The organism is Bartonella sp. B1099 (genome assembly GCF_944801835.1).
GTDB lineage: Bacteria > Pseudomonadota > Alphaproteobacteria > Rhizobiales > Rhizobiaceae > Bartonella.
Window position 1 is genome coordinate 642,539 of the sequence record NZ_CALYLN010000001.1, and the last position, 19,729, is coordinate 662,267.

15 protein-coding genes are annotated in these 19,729 nt (G+C 38.5%); 6 read left to right on the forward strand and 9 right to left on the reverse strand.

Going from position 1 to position 19,729, the window contains the following annotated elements:
• Positions 1-87 precede the first annotated feature (87 nt).
• Complete coding sequence (locus tag NNJ73_RS02860) at positions 88-585, reverse strand: BA14K family protein (protein WP_254492631.1); 498 nt, start codon at positions 583-585, stop codon at positions 88-90.
• A 167-nt stretch (positions 586-752) separates the two neighbouring features.
• Between NNJ73_RS02860 and NNJ73_RS02865 the strand changes: the two genes are divergently transcribed.
• Positions 753-1,850 (forward strand): carboxynorspermidine decarboxylase, encoded by a 1,098-nt coding sequence (locus tag NNJ73_RS02865; RefSeq protein ID WP_254493197.1) that lies wholly within the window; start codon positions 753-755, stop codon positions 1,848-1,850.
• Positions 1,851-1,903: 53 nt separating this feature from the next.
• Positions 1,904-3,142 carry a saccharopine dehydrogenase family protein gene (locus tag NNJ73_RS02870; protein WP_254492632.1) on the forward strand — a complete coding sequence of 413 codons (1,239 nt, stop codon included), beginning with the start codon at positions 1,904-1,906 and terminating at the stop codon, positions 3,140-3,142.
• 1,102 nt (positions 3,143-4,244) lie between these two features.
• Here the strand turns inward: NNJ73_RS02870 and lpdA are convergent.
• From lpdA to NNJ73_RS02910, 8 genes are all read right to left on the reverse strand, one after another.
• Positions 4,245-5,651, reverse strand: a complete 1,407-nt coding sequence (gene lpdA, locus NNJ73_RS02875; RefSeq protein ID WP_254492633.1) for a dihydrolipoyl dehydrogenase — start codon at positions 5,649-5,651, stop codon at positions 4,245-4,247.
• A gap of 31 nt (positions 5,652-5,682) precedes the next feature.
• Positions 5,683-6,894, reverse strand: a complete 1,212-nt coding sequence (odhB, locus tag NNJ73_RS02880) for a 2-oxoglutarate dehydrogenase complex dihydrolipoyllysine-residue succinyltransferase (protein ID WP_254492634.1) — start codon at positions 6,892-6,894, stop codon at positions 5,683-5,685.
• A 32-nt stretch (positions 6,895-6,926) separates the two neighbouring features.
• Entirely contained in the window at positions 6,927-9,926 is a 3,000-nt protein-coding gene (locus tag NNJ73_RS02885; protein WP_254492635.1) for a 2-oxoglutarate dehydrogenase E1 component, read from the reverse strand.
• A gap of 168 nt (positions 9,927-10,094) precedes the next feature.
• Positions 10,095-10,997: a succinate--CoA ligase subunit alpha gene (sucD, locus tag NNJ73_RS02890; protein WP_254492636.1), complete on the reverse strand. Its 903-nt coding sequence runs from the start codon at positions 10,995-10,997 to the stop codon at positions 10,095-10,097.
• A gap of 3 nt (positions 10,998-11,000) precedes the next feature.
• Positions 11,001-12,197: an ADP-forming succinate--CoA ligase subunit beta gene (gene sucC, locus NNJ73_RS02895; protein WP_254492637.1), complete on the reverse strand. Its 1,197-nt coding sequence runs from the start codon at positions 12,195-12,197 to the stop codon at positions 11,001-11,003.
• Positions 12,198-12,288: 91 nt separating this feature from the next.
• Complete coding sequence (gene mdh / locus NNJ73_RS02900) at positions 12,289-13,251, reverse strand: malate dehydrogenase (protein WP_254492638.1); 963 nt, start codon at positions 13,249-13,251, stop codon at positions 12,289-12,291.
• 287 nt (positions 13,252-13,538) lie between these two features.
• Positions 13,539-14,735 (reverse strand): cell division protein ZapE, encoded by a 1,197-nt coding sequence (gene zapE, locus NNJ73_RS02905; RefSeq protein ID WP_254492639.1) that lies wholly within the window; start codon positions 14,733-14,735, stop codon positions 13,539-13,541.
• A 97-nt stretch (positions 14,736-14,832) separates the two neighbouring features.
• Complete coding sequence (locus tag NNJ73_RS02910; protein WP_254492640.1) at positions 14,833-15,378, reverse strand: AprI/Inh family metalloprotease inhibitor; 546 nt, start codon at positions 15,376-15,378, stop codon at positions 14,833-14,835.
• Positions 15,379-15,603: 225 nt separating this feature from the next.
• Between NNJ73_RS02910 and dapF the strand changes: the two genes are divergently transcribed.
• Genes dapF through NNJ73_RS02930 form a run of 4 tightly spaced genes read left to right on the forward strand, consistent with a single transcriptional unit; the run spans position 15,604 to position 19,683 of the window.
• The gene (gene dapF, locus NNJ73_RS02915) at positions 15,604-16,455 is read left to right on the forward strand and encodes a diaminopimelate epimerase (RefSeq protein ID WP_254492641.1); all 852 of its coding nucleotides are present in this window, start codon (positions 15,604-15,606) and stop codon (positions 16,453-16,455) included.
• Complete coding sequence (mtaB, locus tag NNJ73_RS02920; RefSeq protein ID WP_254492642.1) at positions 16,455-17,738, forward strand: tRNA (N(6)-L-threonylcarbamoyladenosine(37)-C(2))-methylthiotransferase MtaB; 1,284 nt, start codon at positions 16,455-16,457, stop codon at positions 17,736-17,738. The genes dapF and mtaB overlap by 1 nt, the downstream gene beginning before the upstream one ends.
• Positions 17,739-17,752: 14 nt before the next feature.
• Entirely contained in the window at positions 17,753-19,000 is a 1,248-nt protein-coding gene (gene ftsY / locus NNJ73_RS02925) for a signal recognition particle-docking protein FtsY (RefSeq protein WP_254492643.1), read from the forward strand.
• Positions 18,997-19,683: a septation protein A gene (locus NNJ73_RS02930; protein ID WP_254492644.1), complete on the forward strand. Its 687-nt coding sequence runs from the start codon at positions 18,997-18,999 to the stop codon at positions 19,681-19,683. The genes ftsY and NNJ73_RS02930 overlap by 4 nt, the downstream gene beginning before the upstream one ends.
• Positions 19,684-19,729 lie beyond the last annotated feature (46 nt).

The following is a 19,729-nucleotide window of genomic DNA, read 5'->3' on the forward strand; positions in this document are numbered from 1 at the left end:
AATGCTGCGCACAACTCCAGTTCTCTTTTTATTGTAAGAACAATAACGCTCACGACAAGAAGCAATTAAAATTTTATTTAATCATTTCTATCCTTTAAAAAAGCGCGATAAGCACTGTCTACGAGTCCCATGAAAAGGCTGAAAACTATTATCATTTTGATTATAAGAGCGATAACGAGCACGACAAGATTCAATATGCTGTTTAAGCATCCATGGCTCTTTTTTTTCTGGACTTTCAGAAGAAGCCGTTAAAAAGACTCTTTTAGCATCTGATACAACTTTTAATGATGCGCCTTTTGTGCTTAAGTGTGATGATGTAACAAAAGCCGCTTCAGGATACCACCAATTATCTTTATACTTAACATAACCACGCCGATAATGATGATAACCCTTAAAACCATTCAGTTCTCTACGTCCCGTAAAAATCAAAGGCACCGAACTCTCTTGTACAGCGGTTTGAGAGACCAGTTTGGCTTTAGCATCACCTCTATTTTGCCCCAAATGAACACGAGCGGTTGTTATAATAAAAAGACTGCTTATAAATACAAAAGCTAAAGCATAATATAATTTTTTTTTCATACGCATAACGCAAAACTCGAACGAATAAACGACAACCGTTACAGAAAGCCTTTCTCTTGCTAGACAGAAACAGATTCTTTTCTTAAGATTCTTTTTTCTTGAGACATTCTGTTACTCTTTGTACTAAACGCTGATCTCAAGAATAAGATCCTTTAAAAAAGAATGAATAAATGATGATAAAAACCCCTTACTACCTTATAGACAAATCGAAACTCATCAAAAATATGCAAATAATTTCTCGTTTACGAGAAATGTCAGGAGCAAAAGTTTTGCTTGCTTTGAAATGTTTTGCCACATGGAGTGTTTTTGATTTAATGTCTGAGTTCATGGATGGAACCACCTCATCATCCCTTTATGAACTGCGTTTAGGAAGAGAAAAATTTGGTAAAGAAACCCATGCCTATTCGGTTGCGTGGGCTGATCACGAAATTGATGAAGCCTGTGGTTATGCAGATAAAATTATCTTTAACTCAATCCAGCAACTTCAACGCTTTTCTGATGCAACCAAAACCATTCAACGAGGTCTCAGATTAAATCCAGGAATAAGTGCATCCAATTTTGATCTTGCCAATCCCTCTCGCCCTTTTAGCCGCTTAGGAGAAACGAACCAAAGTGCTATTAAAGAAGTTCTACCTCTCATCAACGGCTTAATGATTCATAACAATTGCGAAAATGCTGATTTTAATCTTTTTAATCAAATGCTCGGGTACATGGAAGAAAAGTTTTCAGAACTTTTTTCTGCCGTAGATTGGATAAGCCTTGGTGGTGGAATTCATTTTACAGCTGAAAATTATCCGCTAGAAGCTTTCGCAGAACGCTTAAAAAACTTTTCACAGACCCATGGTGTCACTCTTTTTCTGGAACCAGGAGAAGCTGCTATCACCAAAAGCACCACCTTAGAAGTTAGCGTCCTTGATACATTGTACAATGAAAAGAATCTTGCCATCGTCGATAGCTCAATCGAAGCACATATGCTTGATCTTCTCATTTATCGTGAAAATGCTAAATTAGAACCCAATCAAGGAGAACACGAAATTATGATTTGCGGAAAATCTTGTCTTGCTGGAGACATTTTTGGAACGTTTCAGTTTCAAAAACCTCTTCAAGTAGGAGATAGACTGTCTTTTCAAGATGCAGCAGGTTATACAATGGTCAAGAAAAATTGGTTTAATGGTGTAACAATGCCTGCTATTGTTCTTAAAGAGTGCGATGGTAAATTAACGCTGCAACGCCAATTCAGCTACAATGACTATCGGACAAGCCTTTCATAAAAATAACCATAAAAAACGTCATACAACAGTATTAAAAAGGAGATGAACCTACAATGAAAAAAAACGTTCTCATTATTGGTGCTGGAGGTGTTGCACAAGTTGTTGCCCACAAATGTGCTCAAAACAACGATATTCTTGGCGAAATTCATATTGCTTCACGAACACTCAAAAAATGTGAAGCCATTATTGCTTCTATTAAAGAAAAAAGCAGCATGAAAGAACAAGGTGTTCTCGAAAGCCATTCGCTCAATGCCATGAATGTAGAAGAAACTGTAAAGCTCATCCAAAAAACCAAGTGTGAAATTGTCATTAATGTTGGTTCAGCCTTTCTTAATATGTCTGTTCTTTCAGCCTGTATCGAAACTAAATGTGCTTATATTGATACTGCCATTCATGAAGACCCTCTTAAAATTTGTGAAACCCCACCCTGGTACGGCAATTATGAATGGCCTCGGCGTCAAGAATGTGAAAAAGTGGGTATCTCTGCTATTTTGGGTGCAGGCTTTGATCCAGGTGCAGTGAATGCTTATGCAGCGTTAGCGCGTGAATGTTATTTTGATAAAATCACAGACATCGATATTATTGATATTAATGCTGGAAATCATGGGCGTTGGTTTGCTACAAATTTCGATCCAGAAATTAACTTCCGAGAATTTACAGGACAAGTATGGTCATGGCAAAATAAAAAATGGACTTCTAATAAAATGTTTGAAGTCAGCCATGAATGGGATCTTCCCGTTGTTGGAAAACAAAAAGCCTATATGACAGGACATGATGAAATTCATTCACTTTCCAAAAATCTTGATGTCCAAAATGTCCGCTTCTGGATGGGGTTTAGTGATCGTTATATCACTGTTTTTACCGTTTTGAAAAATCTTGGTCTCTTATCCGAACAGCCCATTAAAACTGCAGAAGGACAAGAAGTCGTTCCTTTAAAAGTTGTCAAAGCTGTCTTACCCGATCCTTCTTCTCTCGCCCCTGAATACACAGGAAAAACCTGTATTGGAGATCTGATCAAAGGCGAAAAAGATGGAAAACCAAAGGAAATTTTTATCTATAACATAGCCGATCACAAACAAGCTTTTCATGAAACCGGTGCACAAGGCATTTCTTATACAGCTGGTGTACCCGCAGCAGCAGCAGCTCTTCTCATTGCCACAGGCGAATGGGATGTTAAAACGATGGTCAATGTAGAAGAATTACCTCCCCGTCCTTTCCTCAAATATCTTGATCATATGGGGCTCCCTACCTTTATAAGAGAACAACAAGAGGATAAAAAATTACAATTTTAAATTTATCCCTATAGAGTGCATAGGCTTGATTTTTAAGTTATTACAAAACTGTCTCATAAAAAACTTAATATTCTTAAGAAATTATGTTTTTTCAAAAATTTTAGCTATGGATCATATTTTGACAACATTGGGATTTCTTAAAAACTTTAAAGAAGAACCAGATCATCTTTTTAAGACAGAGAAAGCAACAATTAAAAAGAACTAAGAGGTAAAAACTAATTTAATCATACCGTATGACCTGCTATTATCCTTAAAAAGAGAGTTCCTCAACAAAAGATATAAAAATACCACCTTTTAAGGTGGTATTTTTCAAAATATTTAGCACCCGCTTCATCTTAAAAAACAAAGATCCTTAACTCGCACCAATCCTGCTTTCTTTGAAAAAATTTCTCTTGGCTTTCCACTTCATACAGCTCTATAAGAAAACTTTGCTCTGAATATAAATTGTAAGTATAATTTATTGTTTTACACGCCGAATGAAAGTCCTCTAATATCGTAGGATTCTTTCATTTTATATTGAATTAATCAAAACTATTTTTTCTACATGTCACAAGCGGTAGGAGTCCGTATGAATAAAAGGAGCAGCAAGAAAAAATACCTTTTATAAACGCTGTCAAATAACCGAAAATCAGTATAACATTGAAGACCCGTCAATATAACTTATAGTGCTGACTTATACCTTTTATGAAGCATAAAGATGATGGTATATAATGAGTTTTATATACTTCACGAAGAGCTTTATAGTTATACCATTCACCAGCTCCATCGCGAAATAGATTTGAGAGCTTTGAGAGATGTTTCCTTAAAACACAGCACGTAAATAGGCTGAGAATCCCATCTCGAAATTTATAACATGATGAAACACCACATATGTAAAACTTGATATAGACTAAATACCACACGCTCTAAGCGCGTGTGCACAACAGGGTAATTAATCAAAACAGCACAACAGAGATTTAAAATAACAATTATTGAAAAGCACACAAAAAATTAAGTGGAACACCTCATACGATTGTTTTTATTCTCTCTCAAAATTTTTTGCATGCTTCACAAATATTTACTGTCCTCTTTGGCTTTTTAAAATGTCCTTTTTAAAAGCTTTTTAAATATGAAGCGGTTTAGCAAATGTTGCCAAAGCTGCTTCACGAACTGCTTCTGATAAGGTAGGGTGTGCATGACAACAGCGTCCTAGATCCTCTGATGAACCACCAAATTCCATTAAAACTGCAATTTCATGAATCATTTCACCAGCACCAAATCCAAGAATATGCCCGCCCAAAACCCGATCTGTTTTTTTATCAGCAAGAATTTTAACAAATCCATCACTCTTTTGCATCGCGCGTGCACGACCATTAGCCATAAAAGGAAATTTTCCAACATTATATTCAATACCGGCTTCTTTCAGTTCTTCTTCCGTCTTTCCCACACTCGCAATTTCCGGCTGTGTATAAACGACACTAGGAATAACATCAAAGTTAACATGTCCTTTTTGACCTGCCAAAATTTCTGCCACCGCAACGCCTTCTTCCTCTGCTTTATGCGCTAACATTGGTCCTTTTACGACATCACCAATCGCATAAATTCCAGGAACATTTGTCTGCCAATGAGCATCAATGGCAATAAAGCCGCGTTCATCTACCTGAACACCAGCCTCACTCAAACCAAGCCCCTCTGTATAAGGAGAACGCCCAGTCGCAATAAGCACAACATCAGCTTCTAAAGTTTCAGATTCACCACCTTTGACAGATTCAAAGCTTACCTGAGCCGTTGAGCCAGATTGTGTAATGGCTGTTACCTTTGCACCCGTTTTATATTCAATCCCCTGTTTTTCCATTAACTTTTGAAATTGACGTGAAACTTCACCATCCATTGAGCCCAAAACTTTATTAAGATACTCAATAATAGTCACTTTAGCCCCCAAGCGGCTCCAAACCGACCCAAGTTCCGAACCAATGACACCAGCGCCCACGACAATCATACGTGATGGTACTTTTTCAAGGGAAAGAGCTCCCGTAGAAGAAACAATTATCTTTTCATCAATTTCAACATTCACCCCTGGAATGCTTGAACTCTCTGAGCCCGTAGCAATAATAATATTTTTTGTTTCAATTGTTTGCTTGTTACCATCTCTAGCAACAACTTCCACATGACCCGCGTTTACAATTTTGGCTGTTCCAAAAAAAGTATCAACTTTATTTTTTTTCATCAAAAAAGAAACACCGCTTGTATTAGCTGTCACCACTGCTTTCTTATGAACCATCATTTGTTCAAGATTAAGCTTAGATTTGCCAATAGAAATCCCAAGCGTTTCAAAACCATGCTGGGTTTCAGCAAACACTTCTGAAGCGTGTAACAATGCTTTAGAAGGTATACAACCAACATTGAGACATGTTCCCCCTAATGTTGTACGTTTTTCAATAATCGCTACTTTAAGCCCTAGTTGTGCCGCCTTTATTGCTGCTACATAACCACCTGGACCCGCTCCGATCACAGCCACATCATAAGACATCCGTTTTTCCTTTCATCCTGAAAACTGTATTTTACAAATCAAGAACAAGGCGTTCCGGATCTTCTAAGCTTTCCTTAACACGCACAAGGAAAGTTACAGCTTCTTGCCCATCCACAATACGGTGATCATAAGAAAGCGCTAAATACATCATGGGGCGGATCACAACTTGGCCCTCGACAACCATTGCCCGTTCTTTAATCGCATGCATTCCCAAAATACCAGATTGTGGTGAATTCAAAATCGGTGTTGACATCAACGATCCATACACACCACCATTAGTAATGGTAAAAGTCCCACCTTGCATATCAGAAACGGCTAATTTTCCATCACGCGCAAGACGTCCCAAACGGCCAATCTCCTTTTCAATTTCTGCCAATGACATTTGATCTGCATCACGCACCACTGGAACGACAAGCCCTTTATCCGTTCCAACAGCAATTCCAACATTGACATAGTTTTTGTAAACAATGTCTGTTCCATCAATTTCAGCATTAACAGCAGGAAGTTCTTTTAATGCATGACAAACAGCTTTGGTAAAAAATCCCATAAAACCAAGTTTAACACCATGTTTCTTTTCAAAAAGATCTTTATAACGCTTGCGCAAATCCATCACCGCCGACATATCAACCTCATTAAATGTGGTTAACATTGCTGCTACATTTTGCGCATCTTTAAGCCGTCGGGCGATTGTTTGACGCAATTTCGTCATACGGACTCGCTCTTCACGTGTTTCTGGAACAGAAACCACTGAAGAACTGGCCGCAGAGGAAGAAGGTATAGGAGCGTTTGTTCTTTGTTCTAATCCACCAAGAACATCTTCTTTAAGAATTTGCCCACGTTTTCCAGAACCTGCAAGATCACTTTTTGCCACATTATTTTCAGCCATCAATTTTGCTGCTGCGGGTGAAGGAGGCATAGTACTGCTCGAAGCAAGCTTCTCTGATTCAGATGAAGCCGCTGGAATAGATGCTGCAGAAGGCGAAAATGATTGGGAAACACCGGCTTGGCCAGCTTCCACCGCTCCTAAAAGAGCATTCACTTCGACCGTATCGCCTTCTTTTGCAATGATTTCAGATAATTTCCCTGCAACAGGAGAAGGAACTTCAACAGTTACCTTATCAGTTTCTAATTCAACCAAAGGCTCATCCATAGCGACAGCTTCACCAAGTTTTTTAAACCATTTGCCAACCGTTGCTTCGGTAACCGATTCGCCCAAAGTAGGAACACGGATTTCAGTAGTCATAATATTTTTCCATACATCAGAGTAGTAACAAATTAAGAACCTAACGCGTCTTTGAGAAACGCAGCCAGTTGTTCAAGGTGTTTCACCATTAACCCAGAGGCTGGTGACGCACTCGCCGGACGTCCTGCATAACGAGCACGTGAATATTGCGCATTAATATGCGTCAAAACCCATTCCAAATAAGGCTCAATAAATGACCAAGCCCCCATGTTTTTTGGCTCTTCTTGGCACCAAAAAACTTCTGCCTGCAAAAAGCGCGATAACACATTCACCAAAACTTTTGCAGGGAAAGGATACAACTGTTCAACACGAAGGAGATAAACATCATCGATACCCTTTTTTTCACGTTCTTCATAAAGGTCGTAATAAACCTTTCCCGTACAAAGAACGACACGGCGAATTTTATTATCTTTCTGCAACTTCACGACAGAATCTTTGAGACATTCTGCATCATCAAGCAATACACGAGAGAAACTCGTTTCTGGTCCCATTTCATTGAGAAGAGAAACAGCCCGCTTATGACGCAAAAGCGATTTAGGTGTCATTAGAATTAATGGCTTACGAAAATCACGCTTAATTTGTCGACGCAAAATATGAAAATAATTTGCAGGAGTTGTACAATTAGCAACCTGCATATTATCTTCCGCACAAAGCTGAAGAAACCGCTCCAAACGTGCAGAAGAATGCTCTGGTCCTTGTCCTTCAAAACCATGAGGCAATAAGCACACAAGACCAGACATACGAAGCCATTTACGCTCTGCAGATGAAATAAATTGATCAAAGATGACCTGTGCACCATTCGAGAAGTCACCAAATTGTGCTTCCCAAAGTATTAATCCTCGTGGTTCAGCAAGAGAATATCCATATTCAAAACCAAGAACAGCTTCTTCAGAAAGCATAGAATTAACAACTTCATAAAGCGCTTGCCCCTTTTGTAAATGATTCAAAGGAATATAACGCGCTTCATTTTCTTGGTCATAAAGAACTGAATGACGTTGTGAAAAAGTTCCCCTTTCAACATCTTCACCGGAAAGACGAACCGGTGCTCCTTCTAAACAAAGTGAACCAAAAGCGAGAGCCTCAGCGGTTGCCCAGTCAACGCCCTCACCAGTTTCGAAAATTTTAGCACGATTGTTTAAAAAACGCTGTATCGTTTTATGAACATGAAATTTTTCTGGAACTTCGACAAGTTTCTGACCAATTTCCTTTAAAGTCTTTAATTCAACACCCGTTGTTCTAGAATGTTGCTCATCAGCATTACTAAAGGCTTTAAGTCCCGTCCAGCTTCCATCAAGCCAATCAGCCTTATTAGGCTTATAAGAAGCACTTGCTTCAAACTCACCTTCAAGTTTATCGCGCCATAATTTTTTTTGTTGCTCAATCTCTTCTAAAGAAATCACTCCTTCTGCGATCAATTGATCACTATAAAGCTGAAGAGTTGTTTTATGATTACGAATTGCTTTATACATAAGTGGCTGCGTAAAGGAAGGTTCATCGCCTTCATTATGTCCATAACGGCGATAACAAAACATGTCGATGACCACCGGTTTATGGAAAATTTGACGAAACTCCATTGCTATTTTAGCAACAAAAACAACCGCTTCAGGATCATCACCATTCACATGAAAAATGGGAGCATCAATCATTTTTGCAACATCAGATGGATAAGGCGAAGAACGTGAAAAACGTGGCGCTGTTGTAAAACCAATCTGATTATTGATAATCACATGAAGTGAACCTGCAACACGATAACCTTTAAGACCTGAAAGACCAAAAGTTTCTTGGATAACGCCTTGTCCTGCAAAAGCAGCATCACCATGAATAAGCAATGGCAATACTTTTGAACGCTCACTTAATGGGAGTGAATCAGTGTGCGTAGGCCCCACAAGTTGATCTTGTTTAGCACGAGCTTTTCCCATAACAACCGGATCAACAATCTCAAGATGAGAAGGATTAGCCACAAGCGATAAATGAACTTTATTTCCATCAAAGTTTAAATCAGCCGTCGTTCCTAAATGATATTTAACATCACCTGATCCCTCTACATCATCTGGCTTATAAGACCCACCCTTGAATTCATGAAAGATGGCTCTATGCGGTTTAGCCAAAACTTGTGAAAGAACATTTAAACGACCACGATGGGCCATGCCTAAAATAACTTCCTGAACGCCTAAAGCACTACCGCATTTAATAATCTGTTCAAGAGCAGGAATCAGCGCTTCACCACCATCAAGTCCAAAACGTTTTGTCCCTTTATATTTCGTGTCTAAAAACTGTTCGAATCCTTCTGCTTCAATAAGCTTATTCAGGATAGCTTTCTTGTCTTGCTGTGTGAGAGCAATTTTTTTATCTCGCCCTTCAATACGCTCTTGAAGCCATGCTTTCTGGATTGGATCCGAAACATGCATATATTCCACACCGATTGTTGAACAATAGGTACGATTGAGAATTTCAAGCATTTGCGGAATAGTTGCATATTCTAATCCTAAAACATTATCAATAAAAATGGAACGCTCATAATCAGCAGGAGTAAAACCATAAGCTTCTGGAGAAAGTTCTTTATAATCTTCCAGTTTTTCCGCCAATTGAAGAGGATCAAGCTTTGCCCGAAGATGCCCCCGTGCTCGAAACGCCCGAATCATCATAATGGCATGAACAGAATCACGCGTTGCACGAATAATATCTTGTTCACTAGAAACTTTTCCCTTTTGAGCACCCCCTGTTGCTGCTTTTTCCTTTAATTTATCACCAAGATATTTTTCAAGAGAAGACCAATCACCATCAAGAGCAGAAACCAACTCACCATCTGGCTTTAATGGCCAATGATCACGCTGCCACGTTGCTCCTTCAGCATTTCTGAGAACATCTTCTTTGTTATCATGAAGGCCTTCAAAAAAAGCACGCCACTGTGAATCAACACTGGTAGGATCTTTTTCATACTGAGCATAAAGTTGATCTATATAATCCGCATTCCCACCATAAAGAAATGACGTCTGTGCAAAAAGACTATTTATCTCGTCCTGCCTTGCCATATACCTCTCCGGAACATTTATTCCGTCTCCTTATATATCTCTTTTTCAACCTTTAAATGCTTACAAAGCAGATGAGGGGTCGAAAATTCAAAAAAGTTATACCTTTTATACTCAAGTTTTTTTTCACCTGAATTAAGAAAATATTCTTAATTCAGGTGAAATTTTCTTTTAGCCTTTCAAAACTGACATCAAAGTCTTACCTATCTGTGATGGCGAAGGAGATACACGAATCCCTGCTGATTCCATTGCCGCAATTTTATCTTCTGCTCCACCTTTACCACCAGAAATAACAGCACCAGCATGTCCCATTGTACGCCCTGGAGGAGCCGTACGACCAGCAATAAAGCCAACAACGGGCTTTTTACGACCTTTTTTTGCTTCATCTTGTAAAAACTGTGCTGCTTCTTCTTCAGCCGATCCACCAATCTCACCAATCATCACAATAGACTGGGTTTCATCATCTGCTAAAAACATTTCCAACACATCAATAAATTCAGTTCCCTTAACAGGATCGCCCCCAATTCCTATAGCGGTTGTTTGTCCGAGACCTTCCTGACTCGTTTGAAAAACAGCTTCATAAGTTAAAGTTCCTGACCGTGAAACAACCCCAACAGAGCCTTTTCTGAAAATAGAACCAGGCATAATACCAATTTTACATTCATTTGGCGTGAGAATACCAGGGCAATTAGGACCAATAAGACGAGATTTTGAGTTTTCTAATCGCGCCTTTACTTTAACCATATCCATAACGGGGATACCTTCCGTAATACAGATAATTAGACGAACTTCAGCCTCAATTGCTTCTATAATAGCTGCTGCAGCCCCTGCAGGAGGAACATAAATAACAGAAGCATCCGCGCCTGTTTTTTCTTTTGCTTCTGCAACGCTAGCAAAGATAGGAAGAGTCTCACCTTTTGAACCTTCCCATGTTTCTCCACCCTTTTTAGGATTAACACCACCAACCATTTGCGTGCCATGATAAGCAAGCGCCTGTTCTGTATGAAATGTTCCTGTTTTTCCTGTAAGCCCTTGAACGAGAACTTTCGTCTTTTTATTCACAAGAATCGACATAACTCAAGCTCCCTTCACGGCTGCAACAATTTTTTGAGCAGCATCATCTAAATCATCAGCGGGAATAACATTCAAACCACTGTCCTTGATAATTGCTTTACCCTGCTCAACATTCGTACCTTCAAGACGAACAACTAAGGGAACCTTTAAACCAACTTCACGCACAGCAGCAACCACACCTTCAGCAATGACATCACAACGCATAATACCACCAAAAATGTTAACCAAAATGCCTTTAACATTTGGATCAGCTGTAATAATTTTAAAAGCAGCTGTCACCTTTTCTTTTGATGCACCACCCCCAACATCCAAAAAATTTGCCGGTTCAGCGCCATAAAGCTTAATGATATCCATGGTTGCCATCGCAAGACCCGCACCATTGACCATACAACCAATTGTGCCTTCAAGAGCAACATAAGCAAGATCATGCTTTGAAGCCTCGATTTCCTTTGGATCTTCTTCTGAAAGATCGCGCAATTCTAAAATATCTGGATGACGAAACAAGGCATTATTATCAAAAGAAACTTTTGCATCAAGGACGCGCAAATGACCATCTTTCATCACAATAAGCGGATTAATTTCTAAAAGGCTCATATCTTTTTCACAAAATGCCTTATAGAGAATCGGAAAAAGCTTTTCACCATCCTCTCGTGCACTATCGCGCAATTCCAATGCATCACAAAGTCTTGCACAATCAGCTGAGGTAACACTTTGCGTAGCATCAATGGGCAGAGTGAAGATTTTTTCTGGTGTTTCTTCAGCAACTGTTTCAATATCCATTCCACCTTCTGTTGAAACAACAAAGGCGATCCGACCAACGCTACGATCAACCAAAAGTGAAAGATAAAGCTCGCGCTCAATATCGGCACCATCTTCAATATAAAGACGATTGACCTGTTTACCTTCTGGACCAGTTTGTTTGGTTACCAAAGTTTTCCCAAGCATTTCTTGAACATTTGCAACAACTTCTTCAACAGATTGTGCAAGCCGAACACCACCCTTTGCATCAGGATCAAGTTCTTTAAACTTACCCTTACCACGACCACCAGCGTGTATCTGACTTTTAACCACATAAAGAGGTCCAGGCAATTTTTTTGCCCATTTTTCAGCTTGCTCTACAGAATAAACAGCAACACCATTTGCAATGGGTGCTCCATATTCATGAAGCAGACGTTTGGCCTGATACTCATGGATATTCATGCATTTGTCCTTTTCTTTTATGAATTATTATTAATCCTAAAGTTCTAATATTCTAAAATACTTTATTTTAATGAACGAAAACTTGTTTTATTTACTTGAGACTAGGCACAAGAGCAATACAAGCTTCACAAAGCTTTTTAACCGCATTTACGGAATAATCAAAAGCTTCTCTTTCCTTTTTATCAAGATCAATTTCAATGACCCTTTCAACACCACCTGCACCAAGTACAACAGGAACACCAACGTAGGTATCATTTACGCCATATTCCCCTGAAAGATAGGCTGCAACGGGCACAACACGCTTAGTGTCCTTTAAATAAGCTTCAGCCATGGAAACGGCAGAAGCAGCTGGTGCATAATAAGCAGAACCTGTTTTTAACAAACTAACAACTTCTGCACCACCATCACGGGTCCGTTGAATAATTTGATCAATCCTTTCCTGTGTTGTCCAACCCATTTTAACAAGATCAGGCAAAGAAATACCACCAACTGTTGAATAACGTACCAAAGGCACCATTGAATCACCGTGCCCACCTAAAACAAATGCTGTTACATCTTTAACAGAGACTTTGAATTCTTCCGATAAAAAATAACAAAAACGCGCTGAATCCAGAATACCAGCCATACCAACCACTTTATGGACGGGAAGACCTGAAAATTTCTGCAACGCCCACACCATTGCATCAAGAGGATTTGTGATACAAATAACAAAAGCTGAAGGTGCATATTTTTTAATCCCAGCACCAACTTGTTCCATGACTTTTAAATTAATACCCAAAAGATCGTCACGGCTCATGCCAGGTTTGCGTGCAACCCCTGCTGTTACAATAACAACATCAGACCCTTCAATTGCTTCATAAGCATTTGCACCTTTTAAATTAATATCAAAACCATCAACGGGAGAGGATTCAGCAATATCAAGAGCTTTACCCTGTGGCATACCTTCTGCAATATCAAATAAGACCACATCACCAAGCTCTTTTAACCCAATAATATGTGCTAAAGTACCCCCAATCATACCTGAACCAACGAGAGCTATCTTTTTTCGTGCCATTTTATTTTTCCTAACTTTTAGATCATTCAGCGCACACTCATCAGCGCCCATATACTGAAAATTTTTGACTTCAACCATATTTAAACGATATCATAAAAAGGAATAAAGAAATGAAAATTACAAATTTCTCTCCTTACAGAAACAACAACCCTCCGCAGAAACAACTATTAGAAAATTATCATGATGTATCGATAAAGTGAATTTTAAAAAAATACAACAGAATTATTACATTTCTTTAATTTCAAAGAGTTATTGTTTTTACAGTTTACGTAAAGGTAAAAGTATAATCAAAGCTTTTTCTTCAAAAGAAAATGTTCTTCCCAAAGCTTCAAATAATCGTAGCTTTGCATTTCAAAGAGACGTGACTGTGTTCTTTGAAATTCAAATGTTTCCGGTGTCTGAGCATGCCCCTTATACAAATCTTCCACCCCTGCTGCTGCCGACATAAATAACCGGGTGTGACGCTCATAAAGGATATCAATAAGCAAAATAAACCGTTTTGTTTCATTGCGACATGTGTCATCCATGATCGGTACATTATCGATAAAAATCGTATGATAACGCTCGCCCAATACCAAATACTCAGCTGCGGCCAAAGGTTTTGCACACAAGTCTTGATAATCAAAGCGCACACAACCCGCAGCAAAACGCGGAATAGGAATAAGGCGCCCTCTTATAGAAAGCTCATCAGATCTTTCTTTATGCCCTTGCAACACACGTGCCCATGCTTGATCCATACATTCATCTGCCTTTTTCCCTAATGGCGTTACATACACAGACTGTAGATTTGATTTTTCAAGACGATAATCTGTTTTTGCATCAAGATTAACAACACGAACATATGCTTTCAAAACTTCAATAAAAGGCAAAAAGAGTTCACGATTTAAACCGTTATAGTAAAGGTTATCCGGCGCCACATTTGAAGTCGCAATAAAGAAAATTTCTTTATCAAACAAAGCGGAAATAAGCCGCCCCAACACCATAGCATCAGCAATATCTGTTACAGTAAACTCATCAAAACAAAGCACCTTTGCTTCTCGTGCAAAATCTTCAGCAACAGCTAAAATAGGATTATCTTGTTTAGATTTTGCACGCCCAGATGCTTGACGATAAACATTAATACGCTCATGCACATCAGCCATAAAATCATTAAAATGAGCGCGTTTTTTATGGACCTTCGGCAAACAAGAAAAGAACAAATCCATCAGCATGGTTTTGCCCCGTCCTACTTCACCATAAATATACAATCCCTGAAAGGAGCTATTTTCCCCTTGTTTTGCAACACGAACAAAATCTTGTTTCTTCTTTTTAAATATTTTTTTAAAAAAAGACCAAAATATCAAAGACCAAGGACGAGAAGCATTTTGTTCCGAAATTTTTTTTAATAAATGATCAAAGTGCTCTGTTACAGCCAACTGAGCTGGATCAAAACGGACTTCCCTTTTAGAGACCAGCTCCTTATAGCGCGTTGAAACGAGAACCATCCAAACAACCTTTTCCAACCGTTTTCAATGAAAAATACAAATTCTTTTCACGAATCTGCCCATATAGCTTATTTTTTCATAAACAGTAAAAAATGATCTAACGGCTTAAAACAATGGGATGATCATCAAGTGTACGTCCCTCAAAACGATCAACATTTGAAGAATAAAGAGCGATGATAACACGTCCAGAATTATTATAGAAATATAATCTTTTTCCTTTTACAGCCCACGATCTCGCTTGAGAAGCAATTCCTGGACAGTGTAAAGGACCAGCTCTGTACCCTTGTCCAAACTTTGTTTGTGGCGTTGCAATCCGACAAACTTTACCCCCCATAGAAAGATTCCATACCCCAGCAATACTTGCAGGAAACAAATCAGTGGCATTGCTTGGCAATTCGAGACTAGCCATTCGTCCATCGCTCTGAGAATCTCCTTTCTCATACATCGAAGCATTTGCAGCTTCAAATATAGATGAAGAAGTAGACGATGGATCAGAAACTTCCAATGTTGTCATTTGTTGAGATGGATAAAAAACTTCTAATGCGTTACTATTATCATTACTGTCAAACCGTGCTGTTGAACATCCCCCTAAAAGCATTACAGTTGACATTGCAACGAAAAATGAAATTTTTGAAAACGACATATCTATACTCTCTCCCATGACAATAAATAAGCTTACAAAAAAATTAAGTGAATATTTTTTATAATTACAAAGATAAATTAACAAATTAAAAAAACAGGGTTAAAATACCTTATTTTAAAAAAAATAATTTATGTACTTAAGTTTATGTTTATTAAACACTAGAAATTTATAAGGTTTTTAGTCATATATCCCTTGAATAAGTAATCTTTAGAATAGAGAAATTTCATGAAAACGCCATTTAGCAAAATGGACGGTCTTGGAAATCAAATTATTGTTGCTGATATGCGCGAAAGCACACAGGCTCTTACACCACGAGCCATCCTTGCTTTATCGGCAAATCCTGAAATGCATTTTGATCAAATCATGGCTATCCACACACCCACCCAGAACGAAGCCGACTTCCGCATTGAAATATGGAATGCTGATGGTTCAAAGGCTAAAGCTTGTGGCAATGGTACCCGCTGTGTCATTGCATGGCTTAAAGACCATAATTTTGGTGACAATTTTTGTTTAGAAACGCCTGCTGGAATAATCGAAGGAACATACCAAACCAACAATCTCATTTCTGTTGATATGGGATGCCCAAATTTCAATGCAAAAGAGATGCCTGTTTCACGTGAAATAGTGGATACCAATCACGTAGAAATTACAGCTGGTCCTCTAAAAGATGCTTGTCTTGTCTCTATTGGCAATCTTCACGCTATCTTTTTTGTTGAAAATGATCTTCAACATATTCCATTAGAAAAATACGGACCAATACTTGAACATGATTCCCTTTTTCCAGAACGGTGCAATATTTCCATTGCTTGCATAACGTCAAAGAAAAGTCTAAATTTACGGACATGGGAGCGAGGAGCAGGATTAACACAAGCATGTGGGAGTGCTGCGTGTGCCAGTGCCGTAGCCGCTTATCGACGTGGTTTTACACAGCGCCATATCGATGTAAATTTACCAGGGGGAACACTTAATATTTTTTACCGAGAAGATAATCGCATTATTATGACAGGACCCATAAAATATCAATTTAGTGGTTTTTTAAATCCTTTAACAGGGTGCTATAAAAAGGATCACTCTTGATGGCAGTAGAAATTGTAACTTTCGGTTGTCGACTCAATAGCTACGAATCGGAAATCATTCGCAAAGAAAGCACTGCTTCAGGTCTAGACCAGCTCAAAGATGGTGCTATTATTTTTAATACCTGCGCTGTCACTGCCGAAGCCGTACGACAAGCAAAACAAGCTATCCGCAAAGCGCGGCGTGAAAATCCTCATGCACGCATTATTGTAACAGGATGTGCAGCCCAAACAGAAGCACAAAATTTTGCCTCAATGATAGAAGTCGATCTTGTTTTAGGGAACGAAGATAAACTTCACGCCCATTCTTATCGTCAACTTCCTGATTTTGGTATTAACCATTCCGAAAAGGTGCGTATTAATAATATTATGGAAGTACAAAAAATTGCTCCCCATATGGTCAGTGCAATGCAAGAGCGCACCCGCGCTTTTGTACAGGTACAAAATGGATGCGATCATCGCTGTACATTTTGCATTATTCCTTATGGACGTGGACCATCTCGTTCAGTTCCCATGGGTGCTGTCATAGAGCAAATTAAAAAACTGACAGGCGAGGGGATTCAAGAAGTAGTCCTTACAGGTGTTGACCTTACAAGTTATGGTCACGATCTTCCTGGAAAAGCGACTTTAGGAAAATTAACATCAGCCATTTTACATCATGTTCCCGATTTGGCCCGATTACGCCTTTCATCTATTGATTCTATTGAAGCAGACGAAGAACTTATAAATCTTTTAGCTTATGAGAAAAGGATCATGCCCCATTTGCATTTATCCTTGCAAGCAGGCGATAATATGATTTTAAAACGAATGAAACGTCGTCATTTGCGTGAACATGCTATTCAATTTTGCCAAGAATTACGTTCCAAACGTCCTACAATGGTTTATGGTGCCGACTTAATAGCTGGTTTTCCTACGGAAACAGAAGAGATGTTTCAAAACAGTCTTGCTTTAATCAAAGATTGTAATTTAACCCACCTTCATGTTTTCCCCTTTAGTCCAAGAGAAGGGACACCTGCCGCACGAATGCCACAAGTCAACCGTAAAATAGTTAAGATGCGTGCTGAAAGATTGCGTAAAGCAGGTGAAGAGGTTTACCAAAAACATCTTGCTCATTTACAAAACAGCCAACAAACAATTCTTGTTGAAAAAGATGAAATTGGACGAACGGAAGATTATACTCTTGTACAAATTAAAGGTGCAAAAGCAGGAACAATTGTTCAAGCTCTTATCATTGACCATGATGGCGATAAATTAATTGCTGTCCTTCCAAAATTAAACGCTGCTTGAGCAGGAAAACTCTTATGACAAAATCTTTTATAAAAAAAATATTCTCTTATTCCAAATCCAAAGAGCAGAAAATAGAACAAATTTTCGCTCCTGATAAAAGCGATATAATAGAAGAAAATGAAGAGATAAAAAACAGCCAAACTTCTATAGAGAACGAAAAAACAAAAAGTAAAAAATCAACACCTATAAAACACGATGACCTCCCCACATCTTTAGAACTCCATTCTGATAGCCCCCTCCTTTCTGGTGACGTTCCTTCTTATGGCAAAATTATTGTCACAAACACCATTCGTGAAAAAAAGAGTGAAGAAACTTTACCCGAACCCTCTGTTGAACAAAAAAAGACAGCGTGGTTTGGACGCCTTAAAAAAGGTTTAGCCCTTTCTTCACAACGCCTAAGCGGATCAATTAGCGACCTCTTCGTTAAGAGAAAACTTGATGAAGAGACATTGCAAGAGCTCGAAGATATTCTTATTCAAGCTGACCTCGGTGTAGAAACGGCAACACGCATCACGAATACTTTAGCTTCCAGTCGTTATGAAAAAGATCTCTCCCCAGATGACATTCATATGATTGTTGCTGATGAAATCAAAAAAGTTTTGGAGCCTGTAGCAATACCATTAGAACTTGATCTCAGTCATAAGCCTCATGTTATTTTGCTGGTCGGTGTAAACGGTACTGGAAAAACGACAACTATTGGAAAACTTGCCGCTAAATTAACTGAAGGGGGACTAAAAGTTATGCTTGCTGCAGGTGACACTTTCCGAGCCGCCGCGATTGAACAATTACATATTTGGGGTAAACGTACCGATTCTCCTGTTATTTCAACTAAATTGGGTGCAGATGCCGCAAGCTTAGCCTTTGATGCTTTCGAGAAGGCAAAAAAAGCAAACAGTGATGTATTAATTATTGATACAGCGGGGCGTTTACAAAATAAATCTGAATTGATGGATGAGTTGGCAAAAATTATTCGTGTTTTAAGAAAACACTCTCCCCAAGCGCCCCATACAATTCTTCAAACACTTGATGCCACCACCGGACAAAATGCACTCAGCCAAGTGGAGATTTTCCGTGATATTGCCGGTGTTAATGGTTTAGTCATGACAAAACTAGATGGGACTGCACGCGGAGGAATTCTTGTCGCGATCGCAGCAAAATATAAATTACCCATTTATTTTATCGGTGTAGGAGAGAATATTGAAGACCTTCAACCCTTTTCTGCTTCTGACTTTGCCGAAACTATTGTAGGAAAACATGTATGAAACAACCTTTAACGAACCCTAATTCACACAATAATTCTGAGAAAAATATGAACAACAATAAAAAAGCACCTCTCTCACCAACATTTAAATTTCTCTTAGAAATGGGGCCATTGGTCGCCTTCTTTTTTGCCAATTATAAGGGAGAATGGTTGATAAAAAACATTGAATTTTTTCAAAATTTTAGTAAGCCCATTTTTCCTGCAACAGCTATTTTTATGGTAGCAATTATTATTTCTCTAAGCTTATCGTGGATCCTTGCAAGACAAATTCCTATTATGCCTCTTATTTCGGGAATATTTGTTCTCGTTTTTGGCTTTCTAACGCTCTGGCTTCATAATGAAACTTTCATAAAGATGAAACCAACAATCATTAACAGCTTATTTGCTTTTATACTTTTTGGTGGGATGCTTTTTAAAAAACCACTTTTACGTTATGCTCTCGACTCTACCTTAAAACTTGATGATTTAGGCTGGAAAAAACTCACCTATCGTTGGGCATTTTTTTTCGCTTTCCTTGCTCTTTTGAATGAAATCATTTGGCGTAATTTTAGCGATAATTTTTGGACGAGTTTCAAAGTTTTTGGCGTCATGCCTATAACAATTCTCTTTATGCTTACCCAAATGCCTCTTATACTAAAACACTCACAAGGGCTTTTTACAGAAGAGGATAAATCTAATTCTTAAATACAACATAATTTATATTACACGTTATTGTATAAATTTTATCATT

Bases quoted from the DNA above. Each gene is read 5' to 3' on its own strand.
- sucD (WP_254492636.1), bottom strand. From the start codon at position 10,997: ATGTCGATTCTTGTGAATAAAAAGACGAAAGTTCTCGTTCAAGGGCTT.
- NNJ73_RS02860 (WP_254492631.1), bottom strand. From the start codon at position 585: ATGCGTATGAAAAAAAAATTATATTATGCTTTAGCTTTTGTATTTATA.
- NNJ73_RS02885 (WP_254492635.1), bottom strand. From the start codon at position 9,926: ATGGCAAGGCAGGACGAGATAAATAGTCTTTTTGCACAGACGTCATTT.
- ftsY (WP_254492643.1), top strand. From the start codon at position 17,753: ATGACAAAATCTTTTATAAAAAAAATATTCTCTTATTCCAAATCCAAA.
- lpdA (WP_254492633.1), bottom strand. From the start codon at position 5,651: ATGTCTTATGATGTGGCTGTGATCGGAGCGGGTCCAGGTGGTTATGTA.
- NNJ73_RS02910 (WP_254492640.1), bottom strand. From the start codon at position 15,378: ATGTCGTTTTCAAAAATTTCATTTTTCGTTGCAATGTCAACTGTAATG.
- NNJ73_RS02865 (WP_254493197.1), top strand. From the start codon at position 753: ATGATAAAAACCCCTTACTACCTTATAGACAAATCGAAACTCATCAAA.
- mdh (WP_254492638.1), bottom strand. From the start codon at position 13,251: ATGGCACGAAAAAAGATAGCTCTCGTTGGTTCAGGTATGATTGGGGGT.
- dapF (WP_254492641.1), top strand. From the start codon at position 15,604: ATGAAAACGCCATTTAGCAAAATGGACGGTCTTGGAAATCAAATTATT.
- zapE (WP_254492639.1), bottom strand. From the start codon at position 14,735: ATGGTTCTCGTTTCAACGCGCTATAAGGAGCTGGTCTCTAAAAGGGAA.
- mtaB (WP_254492642.1), top strand. From the start codon at position 16,455: ATGGCAGTAGAAATTGTAACTTTCGGTTGTCGACTCAATAGCTACGAA.
- odhB (WP_254492634.1), bottom strand. From the start codon at position 6,894: ATGACTACTGAAATCCGTGTTCCTACTTTGGGCGAATCGGTTACCGAA.
- NNJ73_RS02870 (WP_254492632.1), top strand. From the start codon at position 1,904: ATGAAAAAAAACGTTCTCATTATTGGTGCTGGAGGTGTTGCACAAGTT.
- NNJ73_RS02930 (WP_254492644.1), top strand. From the start codon at position 18,997: ATGAAACAACCTTTAACGAACCCTAATTCACACAATAATTCTGAGAAA.
- sucC (WP_254492637.1), bottom strand. From the start codon at position 12,197: ATGAATATCCATGAGTATCAGGCCAAACGTCTGCTTCATGAATATGGA.